22 protein-coding genes are annotated in these 25,215 nt (G+C 63.7%); 12 read left to right on the top strand and 10 right to left on the bottom strand.

Features of this window, described 5'->3' with window-relative positions:
- Positions 1–72: 72 nt before the first annotated feature.
- Genes DES43_RS14480 through DES43_RS14500 form a run of 5 tightly spaced genes read left to right on the top strand, consistent with a single transcriptional unit; the run spans position 73 to position 3,093 of the window.
- Positions 73–579: a hypothetical protein gene (locus tag DES43_RS14480; protein ID WP_133675746.1), complete on the top strand. Its 507-nt coding sequence runs from the start codon at positions 73–75 to the stop codon at positions 577–579.
- Positions 572–811: a helix-turn-helix transcriptional regulator gene (locus DES43_RS14485; protein WP_133675748.1), complete on the top strand. Its 240-nt coding sequence runs from the start codon at positions 572–574 to the stop codon at positions 809–811. The genes DES43_RS14480 and DES43_RS14485 overlap by 8 nt, the downstream gene beginning before the upstream one ends.
- Positions 812–865: 54 nt before the next feature.
- Positions 866–1,960 carry a tyrosine-type recombinase/integrase gene (locus tag DES43_RS14490; protein WP_133675750.1) on the top strand — a complete coding sequence of 365 codons (1,095 nt, stop codon included), beginning with the start codon at positions 866–868 and terminating at the stop codon, positions 1,958–1,960.
- Positions 1,961–2,018: 58 nt separating this feature from the next.
- Positions 2,019–2,636, top strand: coding sequence for a pyridoxamine 5'-phosphate oxidase (gene pdxH, locus DES43_RS14495; RefSeq protein WP_133675752.1), 618 nt, complete (start codon positions 2,019–2,021; stop codon positions 2,634–2,636).
- 7 nt (positions 2,637–2,643) lie between these two features.
- Positions 2,644–3,093 carry a nuclear transport factor 2 family protein gene (locus DES43_RS14500; RefSeq protein ID WP_051520370.1) on the top strand — a complete coding sequence of 150 codons (450 nt, stop codon included), beginning with the start codon at positions 2,644–2,646 and terminating at the stop codon, positions 3,091–3,093.
- Between the two features lie 3 nt (positions 3,094–3,096).
- On the opposite strand, the gene DES43_RS14505 is transcribed toward DES43_RS14500, so the two are convergent.
- On the bottom strand, positions 3,097–3,849 hold the full coding sequence (locus DES43_RS14505) for a crotonase/enoyl-CoA hydratase family protein (RefSeq protein ID WP_035023327.1): 753 nt from the start codon (positions 3,847–3,849) through the stop codon (positions 3,097–3,099).
- A gap of 21 nt (positions 3,850–3,870) precedes the next feature.
- Positions 3,871–5,640, bottom strand: coding sequence for an acyl-CoA dehydrogenase family protein (locus DES43_RS14510; protein WP_035023330.1), 1,770 nt, complete (start codon positions 5,638–5,640; stop codon positions 3,871–3,873).
- A gap of 436 nt (positions 5,641–6,076) precedes the next feature.
- Here DES43_RS14510 and DES43_RS14515 point away from each other — a divergent pair, with 436 nt between their 5' ends.
- Positions 6,077–7,216 (top strand): glycoside hydrolase family 25 protein, encoded by a 1,140-nt coding sequence (locus DES43_RS14515; RefSeq protein ID WP_245264636.1) that lies wholly within the window; start codon positions 6,077–6,079, stop codon positions 7,214–7,216.
- Here DES43_RS14515 and purD read toward each other — a convergent pair.
- A complete protein-coding gene (gene purD / locus DES43_RS14520; protein WP_035023333.1) occupies positions 7,213–8,487 on the bottom strand; it encodes a phosphoribosylamine--glycine ligase in 1,275 nt (424 codons plus the stop codon). The two genes, DES43_RS14515 and purD, sit on opposite strands and share 4 nt — an antisense overlap.
- A 267-nt stretch (positions 8,488–8,754) precedes the next feature.
- On the opposite strand from purD, the gene ubiA reads away from it, so the two are divergent.
- Both ubiA and DES43_RS14530 read left to right on the top strand, forming a co-directional pair.
- Positions 8,755–9,738: a 4-hydroxybenzoate octaprenyltransferase gene (ubiA, locus tag DES43_RS14525; protein ID WP_035023336.1), complete on the top strand. Its 984-nt coding sequence runs from the start codon at positions 8,755–8,757 to the stop codon at positions 9,736–9,738.
- A 952-nt stretch (positions 9,739–10,690) separates the two neighbouring features.
- Complete coding sequence (locus tag DES43_RS14530) at positions 10,691–11,878, top strand: porin (protein WP_035023339.1); 1,188 nt, start codon at positions 10,691–10,693, stop codon at positions 11,876–11,878.
- An 81-nt stretch (positions 11,879–11,959) separates the two neighbouring features.
- On the opposite strand, the gene DES43_RS14535 is transcribed toward DES43_RS14530, so the two are convergent.
- The 6 genes from DES43_RS14535 to DES43_RS14560 form a co-directional block, all read right to left on the bottom strand.
- Entirely contained in the window at positions 11,960–12,526 is a 567-nt protein-coding gene (locus DES43_RS14535) for a DUF6101 family protein (RefSeq protein ID WP_035023341.1), read from the bottom strand.
- Between the two features lie 177 nt (positions 12,527–12,703).
- A complete protein-coding gene (locus DES43_RS14540; protein ID WP_035023343.1) occupies positions 12,704–14,134 on the bottom strand; it encodes an FAD-binding oxidoreductase in 1,431 nt (476 codons plus the stop codon).
- 6 nt (positions 14,135–14,140) lie between these two features.
- A complete protein-coding gene (locus tag DES43_RS14545; protein ID WP_035023345.1) occupies positions 14,141–15,109 on the bottom strand; it encodes an L-threonylcarbamoyladenylate synthase in 969 nt (322 codons plus the stop codon).
- A gap of 22 nt (positions 15,110–15,131) precedes the next feature.
- Positions 15,132–17,459 (bottom strand): glycine--tRNA ligase subunit beta, encoded by a 2,328-nt coding sequence (glyS, locus tag DES43_RS14550; RefSeq protein ID WP_035023347.1) that lies wholly within the window; start codon positions 17,457–17,459, stop codon positions 15,132–15,134.
- Positions 17,460–17,576: 117 nt separating this feature from the next.
- Entirely contained in the window at positions 17,577–18,506 is a 930-nt protein-coding gene (locus DES43_RS14555) for a glycine--tRNA ligase subunit alpha (RefSeq protein WP_035023532.1), read from the bottom strand.
- Between the two features lie 259 nt (positions 18,507–18,765).
- On the bottom strand, positions 18,766–20,541 hold the full coding sequence (locus DES43_RS14560) for a tetratricopeptide repeat protein (protein WP_035023534.1): 1,776 nt from the start codon (positions 20,539–20,541) through the stop codon (positions 18,766–18,768).
- Positions 20,542–20,803: 262 nt separating this feature from the next.
- Here DES43_RS14560 and DES43_RS14565 point away from each other — a divergent pair, with 262 nt between their 5' ends.
- Entirely contained in the window at positions 20,804–21,241 is a 438-nt protein-coding gene (locus DES43_RS14565) for a MerR family transcriptional regulator (protein WP_035023350.1), read from the top strand.
- A 12-nt stretch (positions 21,242–21,253) separates the two neighbouring features.
- On the opposite strand, the gene DES43_RS14570 is transcribed toward DES43_RS14565, so the two are convergent.
- Entirely contained in the window at positions 21,254–22,270 is a 1,017-nt protein-coding gene (locus DES43_RS14570; protein ID WP_035023353.1) for a polyprenyl synthetase family protein, read from the bottom strand.
- A gap of 193 nt (positions 22,271–22,463) precedes the next feature.
- Between DES43_RS14570 and DES43_RS14575 the strand changes: the two genes are divergently transcribed.
- Genes DES43_RS14575 through DES43_RS14585 form a run of 3 tightly spaced genes read left to right on the top strand, consistent with a single transcriptional unit; the run spans position 22,464 to position 25,202 of the window.
- Positions 22,464–24,143 carry an alpha/beta hydrolase gene (locus DES43_RS14575; protein WP_051520371.1) on the top strand — a complete coding sequence of 560 codons (1,680 nt, stop codon included), beginning with the start codon at positions 22,464–22,466 and terminating at the stop codon, positions 24,141–24,143.
- 43 nt (positions 24,144–24,186) lie between these two features.
- The gene (locus tag DES43_RS14580) at positions 24,187–24,411 is read left to right on the top strand and encodes a putative signal transducing protein (protein WP_035023538.1); all 225 of its coding nucleotides are present in this window, start codon (positions 24,187–24,189) and stop codon (positions 24,409–24,411) included.
- Entirely contained in the window at positions 24,408–25,202 is a 795-nt protein-coding gene (locus DES43_RS14585) for a tRNA1(Val) (adenine(37)-N6)-methyltransferase (RefSeq protein ID WP_035023356.1), read from the top strand. The genes DES43_RS14580 and DES43_RS14585 overlap by 4 nt, the downstream gene beginning before the upstream one ends.
- Positions 25,203–25,215 lie beyond the last annotated feature (13 nt).

Below are 25,215 nucleotides of genomic sequence, written 5' to 3' on the forward strand. Positions count from 1 at the left end.
CTTGCGACCGTGAATTTCAGGTCAGCAGCCTAGCAAGTTGGACGTTCAGCACCGACGAACAGGAATATGACGATGCACAGTGACCTTATCGCCAAACTCTCGCGGGAGCAGGCTCAGGCGTTCATTGATAGCCTGTTCCCTGCCGGTGAACATTGCTGGCTGAACAACCCGACGCGCACGTATTTCTCCGCGCTGATCGGTGATATCCCCAATTCGCGACCATATCTGGATAGCGATCCGAACCAAGAAAAACTGCGCCAGTTGGCCGGCATCCTTCGCCAGATCGCGGATCATATCGAAATTAGCGGCGAGGCGGCGCAGCTCAAAGCTCTGGAGGCGCGGGATGGCCAGTATCCCGGCCTCACTCCCCAACTTCGTGATGCTCTCGCCGAGCTATATCGGTATACCGAAAATCGGAACGTCATTTACTGGTGGCGTCGGGCCTCAATGGCAAAGCTCGCGGAAATGGGGCTTGCCGAGACCTATCGGCCATCGTCCGTATCCCGCACAAGGAAAATGCTTCCGTATCGCATCACTCCTGCCGGCCGCGCCGCTCTCACGGAGGGGAAGGATGAGTAAGAGCGATATCGCCCCCTATTGGCCGCGCGGCCTAAGCCGCGAGGAAGCCGCCCGATATGTTGGCGTCGGGGCCACGAAGTTTGACGAGATGGTCAAGGATGGCCGGATGCCAAAGCCCAAGCGGGTGGATGGGCGCGTCGTCTGGGACCGTGCGGCGCTCGATCTGGCCTTCACCGATCTGCCGAACGATGGCCAAAGGAATTTCTTCGATGGCCTCTATGCGGCTGAATAGTCTCAGCGCTATTGTCGGCGCATGAAGCATCCAGACTACCCCGGCGTTTCATCGATGACAGACCGCCACGGGAAAACCCGTTGGCGGCTTCGTCGTACCGGGCGCAAAGATGTGATGCTTCCCGGAGACCCGCACAGCCAGGAATTTGACGAGGCATATCAGAGGGCCATCCTCGGCCAGCCTGCGAAGGTAGCGCAGCATCCGAGTTCCGCCACCCCGCGCAGTATGAAAGCGGCCTATCGCATCCTGAAAACAACCGCAGAATGGCGGGCTTTGGATGCGCGCAGTCAAACACGGTATTGCCAGACAATCGAGCGCATTCTGACCATTCCGATTGGCAGAGGCGTCGTGGGCGATGGCCCGATGGAGCAGCTAAAGCGCTCCCACATCAAAATGATCCTGTCCCGATTCAGCGACACCCCGCACATGGAGCGCATCGTTCTGATATGCGTTCGGAAACTGACAGGGGTTGCGCTGGACGAGGAATGGATCGAAACAGACCCGACCTATCGCATGTCGCGCAACCCGACGACACAGGGCCATAGGACATGGCCGGCAGAGGTCATGGGGAAATACGAAGCGCAATGGGCTATAGGGACACGCCAGAGGACGGCCTATGCCTTGGCGCTATGGCTCGGAAACCGCCTGAGCGACGTGTGTCGCCTGCGATGGGATCATCTGACGACAAAGACCATTGCCGAGGGAGATACCATCCGAGAGGTCGAAGGATTCGAATTTACGCAGTTCAAGGGGAGAAAGCGGGGAAAGAAGATTTTCCTGCCAATGACCGAAATGCTCCGCAAGGAGCTGGCCCCACTGCCGAGAACGGACGGAACCGTGCTGGCCACATCGAAGGGGAAGCCCTACACGGAGAACTCCCTGTGCGTCCGCATGGCGGAATGGTGCAAGGATGCGGGCATAGAGCCGGGATACACCATGCACGGCCTGCGCAAGGCGCTAGGCGTAAAGCTGGCAGAAGCCGACGCATCGACCCGGCAGCTTATGGAAACGCTCGGCCACAGCAATATCGCTCTGGCCGAACTATACAGTCGCGAGGCAAGCCAGATCAGGCTTGCGGTGCAGGCAATGGACAAGGTGACCGAGCTTGAAAAGGCGCGACGAAAGCCGCGTATTTCGGTCGTGAAATAGTCCTTGGAAACCCACTTTTGGAAACCTTTGGAAACCTGTTTTTAAGGTACTGATTTATATGGCAGATTTTACAACAGACCATGACTTTACGCAGGAAGAGGAGCCGTTTCGCCTGTTTGCACAGTGGCTTGACGATGCGTCAAGGTCGGAACCCAACGATCCGAACGGCGTGGCGCTGGCCACTGTCGATCAGGACGGCATGCCGGATGTGCGCATGGTGCTGCTCAAGGGCTTCGACGAGCGCGGCTTCACCTTCTATACCAACTTCGAGAGCGCCAAGGGCCGCGAGATTCTGGGCAGCATGAAGGCGGCGATGTGCTTCCACTGGAAATCGCTGCGCCGGCAGGTGCGCGTGCGCGGACCTGTGGAAATCGTCAGCGACGCGGAAGCGGACGAATATTACGCCTCGCGCCCGCGCGGCAGCCGCATCGGCGCCTGGGCCTCGAAGCAGTCGCGCCCGCTCGAAAGCCGCTTCGCGCTGGAGAAGGCGGTGGCCGAATATACGGCACGCTATGCGGTCGGCTCCATTCCGCGCCCGTCCCACTGGTCGGGCTTCCGCATCGTGCCGCAGACCATCGAGTTCTGGCACGACCGGCCGTTCCGCCTGCACGACCGTGTGGTCTTCTCGCGCAAAGCGCCGGGTGAAGGCTGGGAAAAGACGCGGCTTTATCCGTGAGAGGGAAATGAACACGCCGCAAGCAAAGGCACGCGCGCTTTTCCGGGAGTACAGCCGGCACAGCAACGCGGCACTTCAGGCCCCGGAGACCGCCGATATTGGCGCGCTGGCCAGTGCTTTCGCCGACCACTTCGTCGGTGCAAACCCAACGGGAGTTGTGGGCGGAGCGAAGGAGGCGTCGTTCCCGGATGTGCTGCGGCGGGGCTTCGAAGCCTACCGGGCCATGGGGGGCACACGCTTCGAGATCGTCAATCTCGACGTGGAAATGCTGGACGATTCCAACGCCATGGTCCGGGCCGACTGGGAGTTCGACTACCTTCGCCCGCGCGACGGGGCGAAGGGAACCATCGCCTTCCGCAACATCTATTTCGTCAACTTCGCCGGCGGCGAACCCAGGATCTTCGCATGGATCACGCCGGATGAGGCGCAAGCCATGAAGGATCACGGGCTGGCCTGACGGTCAGCCCTTCTTGCGGCTCATGAACGCCATCAGCGCAGCGCGGGCCTCGTCGGAAGTCAGCCGTTCACGGAAATGCTGGCTTTCGATGCGGATGCGCTCCTTCAGTTCCTCGCGCGAACCGAGCATCAGGTCGCGTGCGATCCGCAAGGCTTCCGGCGGCTTGGCGGCGATGTCCCCGGCAGCCGCGAGCGTCGCGTCTTCCAGCCGCCCCTCCTCAACCACATCGTAGATCAGGCCGGCATCGCGTGCGCGCTCGGCCGAAAAGCCCTCTCCAAGCCCAAGCAGTGCAAAGGCGCCCTGACGGCCGAGCAGACGGGGAGCCAGCAGGCTGGAGCCTGCTTCCGGGACAAGGCCGAGATCGACGAAGGGGGTGCGAAACACGGTGCGCGGCGTGGCGAAGGTGATGTCGCAGTGCAGGTTGATGGTGGTGCCGATGCCGACGGCGATGCCATCCACGCCCGATACGATGGGCTTTTGCGAGCCGGCCAGCGCCAGCAGGAAATCCCAGACCTCGCTTCCGCCCTCGCCGCCCGTGGCAATGGCCAGGAAATCGGCCAGATCGTTGCCGGCGGAAAACGCGCCCGGCACGCCGAGGAAGACATGGACGCGCACCGCCGGATCGGCATCGCCGCCGGTCAGGGCGTCGGCCATGGCGGCATACATGGCGCGGGTGAGCGCGTTCTTCTTCTCCGGTCTGTTCATGCGGATGATCTGCACCGCGCCGCGGCGCTCGATCTGTATATGATGCGTCAAGATATGTCCTCCCGGGCCCGGTCAGGCCGTTATCAGCGATGCGCCGGCAAGGCCAAGGCTCTCGGCGCCGCCCAGAACCCGCTCTTTCAGCGCGGCCGCCTCGCCGAGCATGTTTTCGGCGAAGAAGCGTGCGAGGGCAATGCGCTCACCGCTCGGGGCGGCGACCGCCGCACGGGCAAGGTAAGCACCGCCCGCAACCAGCGAGAAAAGGCGCAGATAAGGCGTCGCGCCGCTCAGAGCGTCCTGCATGGAATTGCCGGCCAGCTTTTCCTGCAAATAGCGCGTCGCCTCGGTCAGATCGGCAAGCGCTGCCTCCAGCAAGCCGGCGCTGCGGCCGAAACCGTCCACGCCGTTCAGTCCGGACACCTCAGCGCCAAGCTCTTCGATGTAACCGTGCACATGCTGCCCTTCGCCCAGCGGCAGCTTGCGGGTCACGAGGTCTATGGCCTGAATGCCGTTGGTGCCCTCGTAAATCGGCGCAATGCGTGCATCGCGGTAAAGGGCAGCGGCACCTGTCTCCTCGATGAAGCCCATGCCGCCATGCACCTGAACGCCAAGCGAAGCGACATCGACGCCAACATCGGTGGAAAATGCCTTGGCCAGCGGCGTGAGAAGGTTGGCCCGGTCGCGCCAGTGCTGCGCCCCGGCCCCTTTCGAAACGCGCGCCATGTCGATGGCATGGGCGCAATTGTAGGAGATGGAGCGGGCGATCTGCGTCAGCGCCTTCATGGTCAGCAGGTTGCGCTGCACGTCGGGGTGGTGGACGATCGGCGCCATGCCTTCGCCCGTATAGGAGGGTGCCTTGCCCTGCCGGCGCTCGTTTGCATAGGCGAGCGCCTTCTGGAACGCCGCCTCGGCAATCGCCACGCCCTGCATGCCGACGGCCAGACGCGCATTGTTCATCATGGTGAACATGCAGGCGAGGCCCTTGTTCTCCTCGCCGATCAGCCAGCCGATGGCGCCGGGCTCCGCGCCGCCGAAGCCGTCGCCATAGATCATGGTGCAGGTGGGCGAGCCATGGATGCCCAGCTTGTGCTCCAGACCCGAGCAGAACACATCGTTGCGCGCCCCCAGCGACCCGTCCTCGTTGACAAGGAATTTCGGCACGAGGAACAGCGAGATGCCGCGCGTGCCGGCCGGCGCGTCGGGCAGGCGCGCCAGCACCAGATGCACGATGTTGTCGGTGAAATCGTGCTCGCCATAGGTGATGAAAATCTTCTGGCCGAAGATGCGGTAGGTGCCGTCGCCCGCACGCTCGGCACGGGTGCGCAGCGCGGCGAGGTCGGAACCGGCCTGCGGCTCGGTCAGGTTCATGGTGCCCATCCATTCGCCGGACACCAGCTTTTCGAGATAGATTCGCTTCAGGTCGTCGGTCGCGTGCTTCTCCAGCGCCTCGACCGCGCCCATGGTCAGCGTCGGCCCGATGCCGAATGCCATCGAAGCCGAGTTCCACATCTCCAGAACGGCAACCGACAGCATCATCGGCAGGCCCTGCCCGCCATATTCCTCGGGTCCGGTCAGGCTGTTCCAGCCGCCCTCGCACCAGCGCCTGTAGAGGTCTTTCCAGCCAGGCGGCGTGGTGACGGCCGCATCCTTCAGCACCGCGCCGGTCTCGTCGCCGGCCTTGTAGAGGGGCGCCACCTCCTCCGTCGCAAAACGCCCTGCCTCGGCCAGCACCGCATCGACCAGATCGCTGCCCAGATCGCCCAGCGCGCCCGAGGCAAGCGCCTCCTCCAGCCCGGCCACGTGCTTGAGAGTGAAGGCGATTTCATCGACCGGTGCGCGATACATGCAGGCTCCTCCTGAGGCTGTTGGCGGCAGTGGCAGGCCGGCCTGGGTCGGCGGCCCGTCCAATCATTTTCCTTTTTACGTAAACGTCAAACTTTGTCACGCGGATTCTGCTGCGACATCGAGCGTGCCCCGACCTGCGAAGGCTGGCGGTCGAGGCAGCAAGGATTCGTTAACCATAAAGGGTGAGGATTGCCGGTCAATCGCAAGGAAATGCGTTTTGGGGTCAGGGCGGCTGAACTTTCGGCTGAAGCGTTTTGCAGTCAGGTGGAATCACCCGACATCGCACAAATGCGGCGGATACAGACAGACAGAGCGCGAGCCCGAATCTGTCCGGACGTCCGCCGTTCCAGAGCAATTCCAGCAAAAGTGTGAAGCGGTTTTGCGTTCGGAATTTCGTAAAAACAAAAGGTTAGAGCGTTTCTGCGATCCGAGGAAGATTGGAAATGCTCTAACGGCAATTGCGGCAGCCGCAATCGCGCTTGCCGCATCGCATGCCCTTGCTTCCGATTTCAGCGAGCCTTGGAAGCGCGAGGACCGCGCGCTGGTCATCGACGCCTATGAATACAATTCGATAGACTGGAAAGCGCTCGCCACCGACAAGCGCATCGTCGGCTTCATCAACAAGGCTTCCGACGGTTTGCCTCCCCCCTATGCCTGCAAGGGTGGAGAAACCGAGGTGCGGCTGTGCCGGGCGTTGTTTCGCCGCCATGCGGTGGCAAAGGAACTGTTCCATACCCGCCGCACGGTGGCGAAGGCGCTCGGCCTCGAATGGGGCGCTTATCATCTGGCCCGCCCCGGCAACCCGATCGAGCAGGCCAACAACTTCATCGAATTCGCCAGACCGGAGCCCGACGACCTGATCGCTCTCGATATCGAGGACAACGATCCGGAAAAGTGGATGTCACTGGCCGACGCCGAGGAATTCGTCCGCCATATACACCGCAGGGTCGGGCGCTTTCCGGTGCTCTACACAAACGGCTCGACCGCGAAACACATTGCCGACCACCGCCACCTTTATCCGCTGCTGTCGCGGCTGCCACTCTGGTATGCGCGCTACAAGCCCGATATCGACATGCATTTCCCGAAAGGCAACTGGCAGGGTTATGCGCTGTGGCAATTCGCGACGCAGGCCAACTGCAATGCGCGGCGCTGCCCCTATCGGGTTCCCGGCACGCCAAACGACATCGACGTCAACGTCGCGGCGATGACGGCGGAAGAACTGCGGGCCGCCTGGCCCTTCGGCGGCCTGATCGGCGTTCCGGCAGACATGCTTTTCCGCGTTCCGGTGCCGGTCGCACGCATGGATGCGCTGAAGGGCGAGGTCGCCATCGCCTATGCCGATGTCGCGCAGCTGCCGACATTTTCCATGCTGGCTGAAGCGGCCGGCGAAGGCTGGCGCCGGATGCGCTATGGCTGGTCGCTGGCGATGAGCGGTCCCTACAGGGGCCGCTACCGGCACGGAATGTCCGAATATGCGATCGGGAGGCTGGAAGCCTTCCAGCAGATGGTTGCCGAGGCCGGATCGGCTGCCGGCATCGACCCTGTAGCCACCGGCTCGATCCGGAAGAGCGATTAGCCTCTTTCGCGCTCCACCGCGCGCCAGCCTATATCGCGGCGGCAAAAGCCTTCCGGCCAGTCGATGCGCCCGACAGATTCATAGGCGCGTTTCTGGGCTTCGCCCACGCTCGCCCCCATGGCGGTGACGTTCAGCACACGGCCGCCATTGGCGACCAGTTCGCCGCCGCGCAGATCTGTGCCGGCATGGAAGATTTCGACATTCTCGCCAGCCGCCGCCTCGACGCCGCGGATGACGCTGCCCTTCTCCGGCGAGGCCGGGTAGCCCTTCGCGGCCATCACCACCGTCAGCGCCGTCTCGTCTCGCCAGCGCGCGGATGTATGGCCAAGCTGGCCATCGGCTGCGGCATTGAGCAGGACCAGCAGGTCCTCCTTCAGGCGCATCATCAGCACCTGGCATTCGGGATCGCCGAAGCGGACATTGTATTCGATGAGCTGCGGCCCCTTGTCGCCGATCATCAGGCCGACGAACAGGACGCCCTGGAACGGATGCCCCATATCGGCCATGCCCCGCATGGTCGGCTCGACGATCTCGCGCATGGTTCGTTCGACGATTTCCGGCGTCATGACAGGGGCCGGCGAATAGGCGCCCATGCCGCCCGTATTGGGACCGGTGTCGCCATCGCCGACGCGCTTGTGGTCCTGCGCCGTGCCGAAGGGCAGCGCGGTGGTGCCATCGCACAGGCAAAAGAAGCTCGCCTCCTCGCCGGTGAGGAACTCCTCGACCACAACCTCCGCACCGGCGCTGCCGAATGAGCCGTCGAAGCAGGCTTCGAGCGCCTCGATGGCTTCTTCCAGCGTCATCGCCACGGTCACGCCCTTGCCGGCCGCCAGGCCATCCGCCTTGATGACGATCGGCGCACCCTGCTGCTGCACATAAGCCTTTGCCGGCTCAAGCGCGGAGAAGCGGCGGTAGGCACCTGTCGGAATGCCGAAGCGCGCGCACAGATCCTTGGTGAAGCCCTTGGAGCCCTCCAGTTGTGCCGCCGCCTTCGACGGACCGAACACGCGGATGCCCGCTTCGCGCAGATCGTCGGCAAGGCCGGCCACCAGCGGCGCTTCCGGGCCGACGACCACCAGGTCGATGCCATGATCGAGGCAGAAGCGGCGCACAGCATCGTGATCGGCGATGTCGAGCGCCACCAGTTCGGCTTCCTTCGCGATGCCGGGATTGCCGGGCGCCGCATAGAGCTTCGTCAGCAGAGGCGAAGCCGCCAGCCTCCAGGCCAGCGCATGCTCACGCCCGCCGGAGCCGATAAGGAGAACGTTCATGGACAGACCTCGTGTGTCGGATTTCAGGGGTTTCCGCTATTGGCGATGACAGGCGAGGTCAAGCCGTAATGCCCGCGGCAAGGCTGTTTCCATGCAACCGCCATGCCATTGCATCGGTTGCGGACAAGCCCCATGTGGTCCCATGCTCTATCACGGCATCGACCCGCGAAGCCGGGAGATCGCTCTGTTCTGGTATCTCGATTTCAACGGAAGCAGGCTTCATCCTGCGGCTTGACGCTCGGCTGTCCGCCTGCCACTTGATCAGCCATGGAAACCATTCAGTCGAAAACCTCGCAGGGGCGGGTCGCGGACGCGCCGAGCGGGCATTGGGTCTACAAGATTCTGCCGCGTGCGCTGTGGCCGTATGCGCAGCTTGCACGCTGGGATCGTCCCATCGGCTGGCAGCTCCTTTTATGGCCGTGCTGGTGGTCGGCGGCCATGGCAGCATCGGCCTACGCGCGCCCGGAGGATACGCTTCCATCCCTTCTGCCGCTGCCCTCGACGCTGATTCTCTTCTTCATCGGCGCCGTCGCCATGCGCGGGGCCGGCTGCACCTATAACGACATCGTCGACGTGAACATCGACAATCAGGTCGAGCGCACCCGTTCGCGCCCCCTGCCTTCCGGGCAGGTCAGCCGCCGCAAGGCATGGCTGTTCCTCGTCCTGCAGGCACTGGCCGGGCTGGCCGTCCTCGTCCAGTTCGACAGCTTCACCATCCTGCTCGGCATCGCCTCGCTGGCCGTGGTGGCTGCCTATCCGTTCATGAAGCGCATCACCAACTGGCCGCAATTCGTGCTCGGCCTCGCCTTCTCATGGGGCGCGCTGATGGGCTGGTCGGCGGAGTTCGGCGATGTCGATGGCCCGGCCATCCTGCTCTATGTCGGCGCGATCATGTGGACGATCGGCTACGACACGATCTACGCCCATCAGGACAAGGAGGACGACGCCCTCGTTGGCGTCAAATCCACCGCCCGCCTGTTCGGCGACAACACGAAGTCATGGCTCATCGTGCTCTACAGCGGCGCATTGATGTGCTTCGCCGTGGCCTTCGCCAATGCACAGGTGCCGATGCCGGCCATGGCCGGGCTGATCGCGGCCGCCATCCACATGGGTCGCCAGATCATGGTGCTCGATATCGATGACGGCGACCAGTGCCTCAGGCTGTTCCGGTCGAACAATCAGGTTGGCTGGCTGATCTTCCTCGGCCTCATTGGCGGGGCCTGCTGGAACTTCCTCAAACCGATGCTCTAGGTCATTTCATCGTTTCTCCGAATCGATGAAATGATCTAACTATTTGTTTATACTGCATTTGTGCGACGCCAAATGTTTCCATTTGGCTGCAAAATGCTCTAAGGCTTTTTCCAGCCAGACGGAATCGCCTGACGTCGCATAAATGCGGCCGGGAAAAGAAGCCGGGCCAGCGGAAGCAGCGTTCGTCAGAACGCCCGCTGCTCCAGCCGCGTTTCCGGTTCTTGCGTTCGGACCGCCGCCCTTAAGGGCGGGTCAGCGAAGCGGTCGCAGAACCGCGGCCGAGTGGATAACTTCGGCCTGCGTCCAAAGCTGTCCGGGTTGGTCGCCCTTTGTATTGTGCGATGTCGGCCAGCTTACCTGACCGCAAACGGGCTGCCCGGCCCGGTCAGGTTTCGACGCCCGCAGCAAGGCGGATTCCTCCGGAATGCGGAGGAATACCGTAACTCCTCCGCCGGCAAGCCGGTCCGATGACAAAAATACAACCATCGAGTGCGTCCGCACTCCGTGAGTGCACCCGGCTGCACATGATCATTCTTTGCGGATGACAATCGTGCCTGCTCCGGATCCGTTGCCGGCGCAGCGGTCGCAAGCAAAAAAACAGAGGCCTCGCAAAAGGTTACGGCGCCCCCCTCAGGCGAGGCCTCTCTCGACTGGAGATCGAGGGCTCAACACTCTCATAAGTTGCATTCATTGTAAATATGCTATTCAAAATTGCTTTTCAGGGCTTAAGAAAGAGCCGTCGGGCTTGCACGCTGTCTCGCCGCATGTGCCCTTAATGCAACATGTGGGTTGTAATTCAAAAAATTATACAACCTTTAAGTGTATTTTCCCTTGCCACAACAAGCCCGCTGGGAAATCAATCACGGCGGAAAGAGGGGCGACTCGCACGATCTTTTCACCCACGGCCTTCGGGCACCCAGGAAACCATTCAGTTTTGAACTGGAGAGCATAAATGAACATCAAGAGCCTTCTTCTCGGCTCCGCTGCGGCCCTGATCGCAGTATCCGGCGCCCGCGCCGCCGACGCGATCGTCGTCGCTGAACCCGAGCCTGCCGAATACGTCCGCATCTGCGACGTCTACGGCGCCGGCTACTACTACATTCCGGGCACCGAGACCTGCCTCAAGATCGGCGGATATCTGCGTTACGATATCGGCATCGGCTCCCTCGGCCATCAGGACGTTCTGGACAAGGAGGATCCGGGCGAATGGGTTCGCACCAACCCGAATTCGCCAAACGCCCTCAGGCGTTACCGTTTCGACGGCAAAACGAATGACACCTATTACAAGATGATGCGCGCCCAGATTAACCTCGATGCGCGCTCGGAGACCGAATACGGCACGCTTCGCGGCTACATCGCCCTTAATTTCCAGAACAACACGACGACCGCGGACGTTCTTGCCACCGAGCCGAGCCCGATCGGCGCCCTGCTCGGGCCGGTTGCGATTGGTGAGACGACCACAACCGAGAACGCATGGGGTATTGATCACGCCATCATCCAGCTCGGCGGGCTGACCCTCGGCTATACGGACTCGCTGTTCGAATCGCTGACCGACTCGGCCGGCAGCGTCATCAATGACGATCTGATCAAGTACTCCCCGGGCAAGACCCACCTCATTGCCTACACTTTCGACGGCGGGAACGGCTTCTCTGCCAGCATCGGCGTGGAAGAAGGCAAGGGCGTAAATGCAATCGACTCCTATACCCCGCATGTCGTGGCCGGTGCCTCGTTCACGCAGGGCTGGGGCAAGGTTGCCGGTGTCGTCGCCTATGACTCCAATTACGGCGAAGCCGCCGGCAAGGTCCGCCTCGATGTCAACGTCAACGACGCCCTCACCCTGTGGGTGATGGGAGGCTTCAAGGATGGCAACAACTACAGCAGCTATGGCGTCTGGGGCGGCGACTGGGCTGTCTGGGGCGGCGGCCAGTACCGCTTCACCGACAAGGCCGCACTCGACGTGCAGTTGTCCTACGACGACTCGGACGAGTTCGGTGCGGTTGTCGGCGTACGATACGACGTGGTGCCCGGCTTCCAGATCCGCCCGGAAGTTGTCTACAACTCCTGGAAGACCGGCACCGGCGCCTCCAGGAAGACCGAGGATGACTGGGGCGCTTACATCCGCTTCCAGCGCTCTTTCTGAGATAGCTTCAGCACATGAACGAAAGAACCCGGCAGGAAACTGCCGGGTTCTTTTTATGTTTTGACCGATTATCGGAAGGCGTCAGTTTCGCGCGATGATTTCCTCGCCATCGATGACAAGCCTCAGTCCCAGATTGCCCATGCGGCGGCGGGCAAGGAAGCGCGGCCGCCGGCGAGCCGATGCACGCCCCTGCCGACGCTCCTGCACCGGTCTGGTCTTGAGCGCTGCACCGAGGGATTCCTCAAGCGTACGCGCAATGCCATCGGCCTCGATCAGCAGCATGGGCAGCCGATAGGCTTCCGCCCATGCGCGCCAGTCGGCAGCCACGTCGTTGAGATCGTGGGCGACCAGCAGCGGCACGGACAGAAGCGGATCGTCGTGCAGGAGTTCGAGCGTCACGGTAACGTGGCCCTGCTCGTCTTCCAGCGCACGGGCGGCCACCCCCCGGAATACATTGGCGGGCAGCGCGATGACGGCCGGCAGGCCGCTCATGTGAAGCGTGCGGCGCAGCACGGCGCCGCGACGATCTATGGTCAGGGTTACGTCGCCATGATCCTCGCGGGTGGCGTAGCTTACCATCTGCGGCAAGCGAAAGGGATCGAGGCGCATGTCGCGCCCCGCCCAGACTGGCTTCAGTCCAGATTGCATCGGTGCCTTCCTGTTTCTTCCGAGAGCCGGTTTTCCGGTCTTCTCCGGGCCGTTTCGGCCTCGTTATGCAGGCAAGGTAACGCGGGGGCCTTACTAGGCCGCTTAAGAAACTGGGTTAAATTTTGCTGATCTGCCAGATGGTTAGGGAAATACCACCAAATCCTGCGGCGTTGAGGATCAGATAACCTTACCCGGATTCATGATGCCGGCAGGATCGAACGCCACCTTCAGTCGGCGCATGAGGTCGATGGCCACCGGCGGCGCCGTTGCGATCAGTTCGTTTCGCTTCAGCTGGCCGATGCCATGCTCGGCCGAGATCGAGCCATGAAAGCTGCGCACAATCTCGTGTACGGCATCGTTGACGGTGCGGTACTGCGCAAGGAAAGCCGCGTCATCGCCATCCACGGGGCGCGAGATGTTGTAGTGCAGGTTACCGTCGCCCATATGGCCGAAGCAAACCGGACGCGCACCGGGCGACACCCGCTCCACCGCCGCGGCCGCCTGCTCGATGAAAGCCGGGATCGAGGCAACCGGCACCGAAATGTCGTGCTTGATCGAGGCACCCTCCGGCTTTTGCGCCTCGGGCAGCACCTCCCGGAAATTCCAGAGCGCTTCGGCCTGCGCGAGGCTTGCGGCAATCACCGCATCGCCGGCAAGCTCCGCCTCCAGCGCCGCGCCCAGAATGTCCTCCGTCAGCCCGCGCGCATCCTCGGCGGATCGGCCGGAGGAAATCTCCATCAGAACGTACCAGGGCCAGTCGCTGGCCAGCGGCCGCACCGCGCCCGTCGCGTGCATCAGCGTGTAGTCATACGGCCGCTGGCCGATAAGTTCAAAGGCGGTCAGCGCGCTGCCGGCCCGGTCGGCCGCCATGCCGAACAGGGCAAGCGCCGCCTCTGCCGAAGGCAGGCCGGCGAAAGCCACCTCCCGCCCCTTCGGCGTCGGGAACAGTTTCAGCACGGCGGCGGTGATGACGCCCAGCGTGCCTTCCGCGCCGATGAAAAGATTCTTCAGGTCGTAGCCGGTGTTGTCCTTCTTCAGCTTGCGCAGGTCGTCGAACACCTCGCCGGTCGGCAGAACGACTTCAACGCCGAGGCACAGGTCGCGCGCATTGCCATAGGCCAGCACATTGGTGCCGCCGGCATTGGAGGAAAGATTGCCACCGATCTGGCAGGAACCCTGCGCTGCAAGCGACAGGGGAAACAGTCGGTCCGCGTTTGCCGCCGCCTCCTGCAAGGTCTGCAGCGCGACGCCGGCCTCGACCGTCACCGTATTCGACAGAAGATCGAGTTCGTGGATGCGGTTGAGCCGCGACAGCGACAGCACCACCTGCCCACCGCCTTCATCCGGCACCTGCGCGCCGACCAGCCCGGTATTGCCGCCCTGCGGCACGATGGGCGTGCGGGTTTCGGTCGCCAGCCGCATGATGCGGCTTACCTCATCGACGCTACCCGGTCGCAGCACCAGGGAGGTGCGGCCATGCCACAGACCTCGCGGCTCGATCAGATAAGGAGCGATATCCCCCGTGTCGGTCAGCGCATGGCGCTCGCCGACAATCTCCGCGAAACGCCGCACCAGACCGGGGTCGAGAAAAAGTGCCGCGTCAGTCATGACTTCCTATACTCCGCCTGGGGTGTCGCGCGGAGCCGCCGCCCGCGCCAGCCGATCGTTGATCGCCTCGCCGAGCCCTTCCGCGGGGATCGGCTCGACCGCAATCGTAGCTGCACCGCTGCGGTCCAGTTCCTGCATGAAGGAGAAGAGATTGGTCGCCGCCTCGCGCAGATCGCCCGAGGGCGACAGATTGAGCGCGATTGCGGCCGCGTCAGTCCCCTCGACCCGTTCCGGCCCGAAGGCCAGCAATGCCTCACCGGGCCGTACGTCTTCCACCGAGAGCCGCATGCCGGCCACAGGCGCATAGTGGGAAAGCATCATGCCGGGCGCTTCTATATCCCCGGCGCCGCGTTCCGGCCGCATCCCGGTCGCCGCCTCGATCTCCGCAGCCGTGATGCCGCCCGGCCGCAGCAGCCGAACCTTGCCATCCTCGACCTTGAGGATGGTCGATTCCAGCCCGACCGGGGTTGCACCGTCGTCAACCACCAGCCTGATGCGGGGGCCGAGATCGGCAGCCACGGCCTCGGCGGAGGTCGAACTGATGCGTCCGGAGGTGTTGGCGCTGGGCGCGGCCAGCGGGCTCCCGAATGCAGCTATGAGCTTCGCGCCGAAACCGCGCGGCATTCGCAGGGCGATGGTGTCCAGCCCCGCCGTCACCAGCGGGTGGATGCCGGCATCCGGCTTCAGCGGCACAACCAGCGTCAGCGGACCGGGCCAGAAGGTTTCGGCCAGCCTCCGCGACAGTGGATCGAAACGCCCGATTCGTTCGGCCATTTCCATGTCGCTGACATGGGCGATCAGAGGGTTGAAGCGCGGCCGCCCCTTGGCCTCGTAGATGCGCGCCACCGCTGCGCCAGCGGTGGCATCGCCGGCAAGGCCGTAAACCGTCTCGGTCGGGATCGCGACGACATCGCCGGCCCTCAACAGGGCCAGCGCGGGCTCCAGAGCCTTGTCGGCGGGCAATATCTCGGCCACGCTCTGTCGCCCCCTTGCCGAACTAGGCCACGATACGGGAGAAGTCGGCGACCTCGCCGGTCGCCGCGCGGATGCGCGACAAAAGCGCGAGACGGTTGGCGCGAACGGCGGCATCCTCGTCGTTGACAAGCACATGCTCGAAGAAGGCGTCGACCGGAGCGCGCAGGTTGCTCAATGCGCGCATGGCAGCCGAAAAGTCTTCCTTGCCGATGGCCTCGCGCGCCTCCAGCTCGGCCTTGCTCACGGCCTCGAACAGGCTCTTTTCCGTTTCTTCGCGGAACAGGGACGGATCGACCGCACCGGCAATTGCCGTGCCCTTCTTTTCCTCGGCGGCCAGAATGTTGGCCGCACGCCTGGTGCCGGCCAGCAGGTTTTTCCCATCCTCTGTCTCGAGGAATGTACCCAGCGCCTCGACCCGGCGCACGATGGCAAGCAGGTCGTCGGCCTGCGGCGTGATGACGGCATCGATCAGATCGTGGCGCGCACCCTGATCCTTCAGATAGACCTTCAGGCGATCGTGGAAGAAGGAGAGAAGATCGGCAATCATGGGACCGGCCTTCGCGGCAGCCTCCTGCCGAATGCGCCGTTCGTATCCGGAAATGGCGTTGTCGAAATCCTCCTCACCATCGACATCCCCGGAATTCCCGGCGGTCAGCGCGGCCTCGTAATCTTCCAGTTCCTTCTCGATTCGCGCCTCGTCCTGCCAGCCGAAAACCAGCGCGAACAGCTTCGAAAGTTCAAGCTTCCGTTCGCCCGAGAGCGCCAGACGCACCACGCCCAGTGCGGCGCGGCGCAGCGCATAAGGATCCTTGGATCCCGTCGGCTTCTCGTCGATGGCCCAGAAGCCGACCAGCGTGTCGAGCTTGTCGGCCAGCGCCACCGCCACCGAAACCGGATCGTCCGGCACGCGGTCGGACGGACCCTGCGGCTTGTAGTGTTCCTCGATCGCAGCGGCGACGGAAGGCTGCTCGCCCTGCAACAGCGCATATTTGCGGCCCATGGCGCCCTGAAGTTCGGGGAACTCGCCCACCACCTCGGTCTGGAGGTCGGCCTTGGCGAGCACCGCCGCGCGGGCAGCCAGCTCGGGATCGGCTCCGACCAGCGGCGCGATCCCGCGCGCCAGCCTGACGATGCGCTGAACCCGATCGCCCTGCGTGCCGAGCCTGGCGTGGAAGGTCACGCCCAGATGATCGAGGCGCGCCATGCGCTGGTCGAGCGGCTTGCCCAGGTCGAGCGCAAGCTTTTCCGCCGAAGCCTTGAGCTGGCCGAGGTCCGGCACGTCGGCCTGGTCGGTCTTCCAGAAATGCACGGCGTCCGAAAGGCGCGCGCGCACCACCTTGCCATTGCCGTGGGCGATTTCCCGGCCACCGTCCTTGGCCTCGATGTTCGAGACCAGCAGGAAGCGGTTGGCCAGCGCCTCCGCCTCTCCCTGCGGGCGCGCGACAAAACATTTCTGGTTGGCGCGGATTGTGAGGCGGATCACCTCCGGCGGGATGGCAAGAAATTCTTCCTCAAACTCGCCCAGCAGCACGACCGGCCATTCGACCAGCCCCGACACTTCTTCCAGCAGGCCCTCGTCCTCGACCAGATCGAGACCATTGGCGAAGGCGAGGTTTTTGGCGTCGGTCAGGATGATTTCCTTGCGGCGGTCGGCGTCGATGATGACCTTGGCAGCTTCCAGCGAAGCGGCATAATCCTCGAAGCGCCTGACGGTGATGGCCTGCGGCGCGTGGAAACGGTGGCCGTAGGTCACGTTGCCGGAGCGCACGCCCTCCACCTCGAAATCGACCACCACCGGCTCGCCGGTCTCGGGACCGAAGGTGCACAGGATCGATTGCAGCGGCCGCACCCAGCGTAGCGAATCGCCGCCGCGCCCTTCGACGCCGCCATAGCTCCTGCCTTTCGGGCCGGAAGCAGCACCCCAGCGCATCGACTTCGGCCAGGGGAAGGAACGGATGATGCCCGGCAGCAGGTCGGCGATGATTTCTTCCGCCGCCCTGCCCGGCCTGACGATATGGGCGACATAGAAATCGCCCTTCTTCGGATCGGAATGCACATGCGCCTCTTCGATGGAGGCAAGCCCCGCCGAGCGCAGGAAACCCTGAATAGCGGCTTCGGGCGCCTTTGTGGCGGGGCCCTTGCGCTCCTCGTGGACGTCGTGCGAGCGGGCGGTCAGCCCGCGAATGTCGAGCGCCAGCCGGCGCGGCGTCCAGTAGGCGCGCGCCGCCTCATAGGTCAGGCCGGCATCGATCAGCCCGTCGGTGACCATTTTCTTCAGGTCTTCCGCGGCTTTCCGCTGCATGCGGGCGGGAATTTCCTCGGAACGGAGTTCGAGCAGAAGATCGGGCATTTATGCGGCCTCCCGCACGTATGTTTTCATGGTGCGCGTCCTCGCGCCGATGGCGCTGCGGGCGCGCGGCAGTGCAGGAATTTCCCCGGGACGAAGTTCGAGCAGAAGATCGGGCATTTATGCGGCCTCCCGCGCGCTCTGGAAGCCGCCGGCCTCCGTCTGGAGAAATGCCTCGCCGCAGGCCTTGGCAAGGTTGCGCACGCGCAGGATGTAGCTCTGGCGCTCGGTCACCGAGATGACGCCGCGGGCATCGAGCAGGTTGAAGACGTGGCTGGCCTTGATGCACTGGTCATAGGCCGGAAGCACCATGCGGTGGGGCTGGCCATCCGGGCGAACGGCCCCGGCCGCAAGCAGTGCGATGCACTCCTTCTCCGCATCGATGAAATGCTGGTGAAGAATGGCCGTATCGGCATGCTCGAAATTGTAGCGGGAATATTCCTGCTCGGCCTGAAGGAAAACGTCGCCGTAGCTGACCTTTTCCTCGCCCTCGCGACCGTTGAAATTGAGGTCGTAGACATTGTCGACGCCCTGCACATACATGGCCAGCCGTTCGAGGCCGTAGGTCAGCTCGCCGGCGACGGGTGCGCATTCGATGCCGCAGACCTGCTGGAAATAGGTGAACTGCGAGACTTCCATGCCGTCGCACCAGCATTCCCAGCCAAGGCCCCAGGCACCCAGCGTCGGGCTTTCCCAGTCGTCCTCGACGAAGCGGATGTCGTGCAGCAGCGGGTCGATGCCGATGGCTGCCAGAGAACCGAGGTACAGCTCCTGCAAGTCCGGCGGGCTCGGCTTCAGGATCACCTGATACTGGTAATAATGCTGGAGCCGGTTCGGGTTCTCGCCATAACGGCCATCCTTGGGCCGCCGCGACGGCTGCACATAGGCGGCATTCCACGCCCTGGGTCCCAGCGCGCGCAGCGTCGTGGCCGGGTGGAACGTGCCCGCCCCCACCTCCATGTCGTAGGGCTGGAGAACGGCGCAGCCGTAATTGGCCCAGTAATTGTGGAGGGTCAGAATCAGCCCCTGAAACGAGCGGCTGGGATGCATATGGGGGGGAAGTTCGGCGTTCACGGAAACGGCCTCGATGCGGCAAAGGAGGAATGCCGCCTTCCCTAGAGCATTTTGCAGCGAAGTGGAATCACCTCGCGTCGCATAATGCGGCAAAACGAACGGCAGAGCGGCAGCGCGGATTTGTCCGGGCGTCCGACGCTCTAGAGCGCCGCTCCCGGAGCGTCAAGAAAAGAGCGCGGCGGGCGCCGCGCCAAAAGCGGGGCGCATCGTCGCGCAGGCCGCGCAAGCGGCTTCGTCAGTCGGCCTTTTCAGGAGCGGGCTTCGCCCGGGAGGCGCCCGTATCCTGAGCAGTATTGGTGGCCAGCGGCGGCAGACCCTTTTGCAGCTTCTTCTCCACCTCGGCCAGGACGTCCGGTTCGGGTTCCAGATCGCGCGCATAACTCCACTGGAAGGTGGCTTCCAGCCTGCGGCCGACGCGCCAGTAGGCATCGCCCAGATGGTCGTTCAGCACCGGGTCCTCGGGGCGCAGCGATACGGCCCGCTCCAGTTCGCGCACGGCATCCTCGAAGCGGCCGAGCTTGTAGTAGGCCCAGCCGAGCGAGTCGACGATGTAGCCGTCGCTCGGTCGCAGCTCCACCGCCTTCTGGATCATCTCCAGCGCTTCCACGAGGTTCATGTTCTTGTCGACCCAGGAATAGCCGAGATAATTCATGACCTGCGGCTGATCGGGGTTCAGCTCCAGCGCCTTGCGGAAATTCGGCTCGGCCTCGTTCCACTCCCTGAGGCGCTCATAGGCGATGCCGCGCTGGTAGAAGATGTTCCAGTCGGCGGGCTCAGGTTCCTTCAGGCGCTCGACGGCACGGTCATAGAGGTCCGCCGATGCGCGCCAGTTCTCCTTGGAGCCATAGACGCCTCCAAGGGCCAGATAGCCGCGCATCTCGTCCGGCCGGGCCTCGACCAGCGCCTGGAGATGCTCGATGGCCTCGTCGTTGCGGCCAAGGTCGGCAAGGTTGAGGCCAAGCTGCAACTCGGCGACCTGCTTGTAGGGTGAACTGTCGGCAATGCGCCTGTAGTAGGAAATGGCGCGCTCGCTGTCCTTCATCTGCTCGGCCACGCCGGCAATCTGCACCAGCGCGATATCGCTGTCAGGCTTCAGCGCCAGCGCATATTCGAGGTAGAGCCGCACGAAGGGTTCGCCGCCGCCGCGGTTCAGGGCAGTGGCCAGATTGACCAGAATTTCGGAAGCCCCATCGGCAGGGCTGGCGACCATGGGGGCGATTTCCTCGCCCTTGCCGATGCTTTCACGCAGGGCTTCGATCTCGGTGCGGCCGGTGACGAACTCCTCCGACTTGTCGAGAACGGCCAGCGCCTCGTCCTTCTTGCCTTCGCGTGCGAGGAAGCGGGCATAAGCCTCGGCGTTGCGCAGCCAGGTTTCGGGCGCGGCTCCGCCGGCAGCCATGTTCTCGAGTGTCGATTTGTAGGCCTCGGCCGCCTTGTCCTTCTGCCCGGCGACATCGGCGATGAGTGCGCGGTGATAGGACTTGAAGAGGTCGAACCATTCCGGCCCCTTCAACTTTGCGACGTAGGAAACGGCATCCTTGCCGTGCCCGGCGCCAAGGCGGGCCCAGCCGGTCATGACGCCGCTGATCAGGCGGTCAAGATCGGCCTGCAACGACAGCTTCAGCCAGTATTCCGCCTTCTGGTAGTCCTTCTTTCGGAACGTATCGACCGCGAGCGCCAGACGCGAAAAGCGCTCGATGTCGGGCACTTCCTTCAGCTTGTCGGCATAGGGCAGCGATTCGTCGAACCGCCCCTGTGAAATCAGCGTCAGCATCAGGCTCTGCTGCAACTGCACGTCATCGGGCGCGAATGCCAGCGCCTGCTTGTAATAGGTGATGGCGCTGTCGAGATCGTTGTCTCCCTCGGCCACGCGCGCTGCCAGATAGGCGCCGGAAAAGGACGTGATCTCGATGGGCTTGGCGGCTTCCTTGGCAACGACAACGGGGCCGCACAGGGCCAGCCCGGTCGCCACAGTCAGACCCGCGAGCCAGCGAATGCGTTGATGCGGCATCGTCATCCTTTCAGCCGAGAATGTCCCGGTCGCCTTGCCGGAACCGTCATATTGATCCTGTGGCGGGAAAGCATGGCCTTTTTGGGATCATGCTTCAATCCGCATTGCACCGCGCATCCGCGCGGCGAACCGGCACCGACGCCTGTTCTACGTTCGCCGGACGCTGCACGCAATGCAACAGCCTCCCGCGATCTGCTTCCGGCGGGCGTGACATAGTTGGCGGGAGTGCTTACTTTTCCCTCAACAGAAGGGCTGAGGCGAGATGAGTTTTTCAATCGGCGAACTGGCGCGGCGGACGGAGGTGAAGGTTCCGACGATCCGCTATTACGAGCAGATCGGCCTGATGCCGGAAACGATGCGAACCGAGGGCCAGCAACGGCGTTACGGCCCTGCGGCGGTGTCCCGTCTCGCCTTCATCCGCCATGCGCGCGAGCTGGGTTTCGACGTGGAGGCGATCCGCACCCTTTTGTCCCTGCAGGACAATCCCGACCAGTCCTGCGCGGAGGCCGACGAGATCGCCAAGGCGCGTCTCGTGGAGGTGGACCGGCGAATCGCCGGCCTTCAGGCGCTGCGCAAGGAACTGAAGAAGATGGTGGACGGGTGCGCGCAAGGGCGCGTCTGCGACTGCCAGGTCATCGAAACGCTGGCCGACCGCACCCATTCGCACAAGGGCTGGAAAGAACTCGCCGTCGGGCGCTGAAGCGAATACGCCTCAGTTCACCCGGCTGATGCAGAAGTCGATGACGTCGACCAGCGCCGATTTCTGCGGCGTCGCGGGCAGCGGGGCCAGCGCATCGCGTGCGATTTCGCCGAAATGGCGGGCGCGGCCGATCGTATCGGATATGGCCGCATGGCGGGCCAGCAGGCCGATGCCCTTTTCAAGCGCGGCATCGTCAGCGTCGTTTTCCTCGATCGCCTTCTTCCAGAAAGCGCGCTCCTGCTCCGTGCCGCGACGATAGGCCAGAATCACGGGAAGGGTGACCTTGCCTTCGCGGAAGTCGTCGCCGACATTCTTGCCGAGGTCGCTGCTCGACCCGCCATAATCCAGCGCATCGTCGATGAGCTGGAAGGCAAGACCGAGATTCATGCCGTAGGAGCGCAGCGCCGTACGGTCGGTGCGTGCCGCCCCGGCGACAACCGGTCCCACCTCCGCGGCAGCCGAGAACAGCGCCGCGGTCTTTGCCTTGATGACGGCGAAATGCTCGTCCTCGGTGGTGTCGAGGTTCTTGGCCGCAGCAAGCTGCATCACCTCGCCCTCGGCGATGATGGAGGCGGCGGTGGACAGGATATCCAGCGCCTCCAGAGAGCCAACTTCGACCATCATGCGAAAAGCCTGCCCGAGCAGGAAATCGCCGACCAGAACGCTTGCCTGGTTGCCCCAGATCATGCGCGCCGTCTTCTTGCCGCGACGCATGCCGCTCTCGTCGACGACATCGTCGTGCAGCAGCGTTGCCGTGTGCATGAATTCGACGGCGGTGGCGAGCCTGACGTGCCCCTCGCCCTCGTAGCCGAACATCTGCGCCGCAGCCAGCGTCAGCATCGGCCGAAGGCGCTTGCCGCCCGAGGAAATCAGGTGATTGGCAACCTCGGGGATCATCTGGACGTCCGAACCGGCCTTCGACAGGATCAGCTCGTTGACACGCCCCATGTCCGCAGCCGTCAGATCGACCAGCTCCTTGATGGAAGCGGCATCGCGCTTGCCGCCCTCGAGATTGACAACGATACCCAACAAACGACTCCTGACCGACAGACCCGCAGACGCGGCAGCATATAGCGGACTCTAGGGAGATGGTCACCCCACGGCAAGAGGCGAATTGGCGCGGCATAAGCTGCTTTTTTTACCCCGGCAAACAGGAATGGTCTGGAAAAACCGGCCTTGCGCCGCCTATAGCTTGGCAAGATCAAACGGCGACGGTGAAGCAATGTCCCTCTCCATCACGTCCCGCCCCGGCGGTCTGTTTTCGCGTCTCGCGAAATCCCTGTCGACCATCGGCCTGGTGACCGGCACCCTGTTCTTTGCCGCATCCTTCACGCCCTCGCTTATCCCGCGCACCTGGCTGCTTCAGGGCGCGCTGGCGGGCCTCGCCTTCGGCGCCGGCTATCTCGTGGGTGTGCTTGGCGTATGGCTGTGGAGCTATCTCGAATTGCCCGCCCTGAAGGCGCCTGCTTCGCGGTGGGTGAAACGGGCCGCCGCCGCGGTGTGCACGACAATCGCGGTCATCTTTCTGTGGCAGGCTTCCGAATGGCAGAACTCGATCCGCACGCTGGTCGATATGGAACCCGTGGACAGCGTCTACCCGTTCCGCGTCGGGCTGATCGCGATTCTCACCTTCACCCTCCTGCTGGGCATCAGCCGGCTGTTCCGCCTCACGCTCAACTTCATCGACCGCCGGCTGCGGGGCTTTCTGCCACGCCGCATCGCAATGGCGATCGGCGTTGCTGCCGCAGCGGTCATCTTCTTCAGCCTGCTCAACGGCGTGCTCCTGCGCTACGCCATCCAGGTCGCCGACAGCTCGTTCCGGGCTGCGGACGAGCTGATCGAGCCCGATACGCCACAGCCGGACGATCCGAAGAAGACCGGCAGCGCCGCATCGCTGCTCGACTGGGATGGAATCGGCCGGCGCGGACGGCAGTTCGTGGCCACGGCTCCGTCGAAAGAAGATATTTCGGCCTTCCTCGGCCGCGAAGCCATGGAACCGCTGCGCGTCTATGTCGGCCTGCGCTCGGCCGAAACGCCGGAACAACGGGCGCGGCTGGCGCTCGATGAACTGAAGCGCGTCGGCGCGTTCGACCGTTCGGTTCTGGTCCTCATCACCCCCACCGGCACCGGCTGGATCGATCCTCCAGCCATCGACACGCTGGAATATCTGCACGGCGGCGACGTTGCCACCGTCGCGATCCAGTATTCCTACCTTGCCAGCTGGCTGTCGCTTCTGATCGAACCCGAATATGGCGGCGAGGTCTCGCGGGCGATGTTCACGGAAATCTACAGCTACTGGACCGGGCTGGCCAGGGACAGCAGGCCGGATCTCTATCTTTACGGCCTCAGCCTCGGCGCCATGAATTCGCAACGCTCCAGCGAGCTGTTCGAGGTTCTGGGCGATCCCTATCAGGGCGCCCTGTGGGCCGGCCCGCCCTATTCGAGCCAGTTGTGGCGCTCGATCACGGCGCGCCGCAACCCCGGCTCCCCGGTATGGATGCCGCGCTTCCGCGATGGCTCCTACATCCGCTTCACCGGTCAGGAGAACGCTCTGGACATTCCCGGCGCGCAATGGGGCCCAATGCGGGTGGTCTACCTGCAATATGCGAGCGATGCGGTGGTGTTCTTCGATCCGCTTTCAGTCTATCGCGCCCCGGAATGGATGCATGAGCCGCGCGGCCCGGACGTTTCCCCGCAGATGCGCTGGTATCCGATCGTCAGCTTCCTGCAGTTGCTGGTCGACATGATGACCGCCACCACCACACCAATGGGCCACGGCCATGTCTATGCGCCGCAACACTATATCGACGCCTGGATCGAGGTGACCGGCGTGCAGGGCTGGTCGCAGGCGGAGATCGACCGGCTGAAGGCGCATTTCGCCACATTGATGGAGGCGCAGTGAGCAGCGCGTTTACACGCCCGCCATTACCTGCAAAATGCCGGTCATGATCGAGCTTGTGCGCACAAACGATGCCGTCATCATCTCCTTCGTGGAAGCGCTGATGCGCGACGCCGGCATCGCCTGTCTGGTTGCCGACCAGAACATGAGCGTCATGGACGGCTCGCTCGGCATATTGCCGCGCCGCATCCTCGTCGATGCGGATCAGGTCGAAGCGGCCCGGAAAATTCTGGCGGATGCCGGCATCGCCAACGAGATCAGCGAGCAATGACGAGCCGGACTGCTGCCGTCGCTGCGGGCCAGCATACCGTCGATGCCTTCCATCGCGGCCGCTTCTTCGTGGTCCAGCCAGCCAGAGGGGGGCATCGTGCCGGCATGGATGCCATGATGCTGGCAGCCTCCGTGCCTTCCGCCTTCACCGGGCGGCTGGCCGATTTCGGCGCTGGCGCAGGCGCCGCCGGCCTTGCCGTGCTGTCGCGCTGTTCCGGCGCGAAGGCGGTGCTGGTGGAGCGCTCGCCCGAAATGGCCGCTTTTGCGCAAGCCACCCTTGCCCACCCGGACAATGCGCGGATCGCCTGCCGCGCCGAAGTGTTGCAGTCGGATGTGGGGCTGACCGGCAAGGCGCGGCAGGAGGCGGGACTTGCCGACAACAGCTTCGACCATGTGATCATGAACCCGCCCTTCAACGCACAAGCCGACCGGGCGACGCCGGACGAACTGAAGCGTCTGGCTCATGTGATGGAAGGCGGTCTGTTCGAAAGCTGGCTTCGCAGCGCCGCGGCCGTCACCCGGCCGCGCGGCGGCGTTTGCGTCATCGCGCGCCCGGAATCCCTGGGTGCCATCCTCGATGCGATGGGCGGCCGTTTCGGCAATGCCGAGCTCCTGGCCATTCATCCGCGGCCGGACGCGGCGGCGATCCGCATCGTCGTTCGCGCCGTGCGGGGCGCGCGCGGAAAGCTCGCCATCCGCCCGCCGCTGATCCTGCACGAGAGCGGCAGCGACCGTTTCAGCGCCCACACCGACCGCATAAACAACGGGCTCGCCTCCCTTTTCGGCGACTGACGCCTTTGCCGGG

Origin of the sequence: Aquamicrobium defluvii, from assembly GCF_004363725.1 — a bacterium.
Classification (GTDB): Bacteria; Pseudomonadota; Alphaproteobacteria; order Rhizobiales; family Rhizobiaceae; genus Mesorhizobium; species Mesorhizobium defluvii.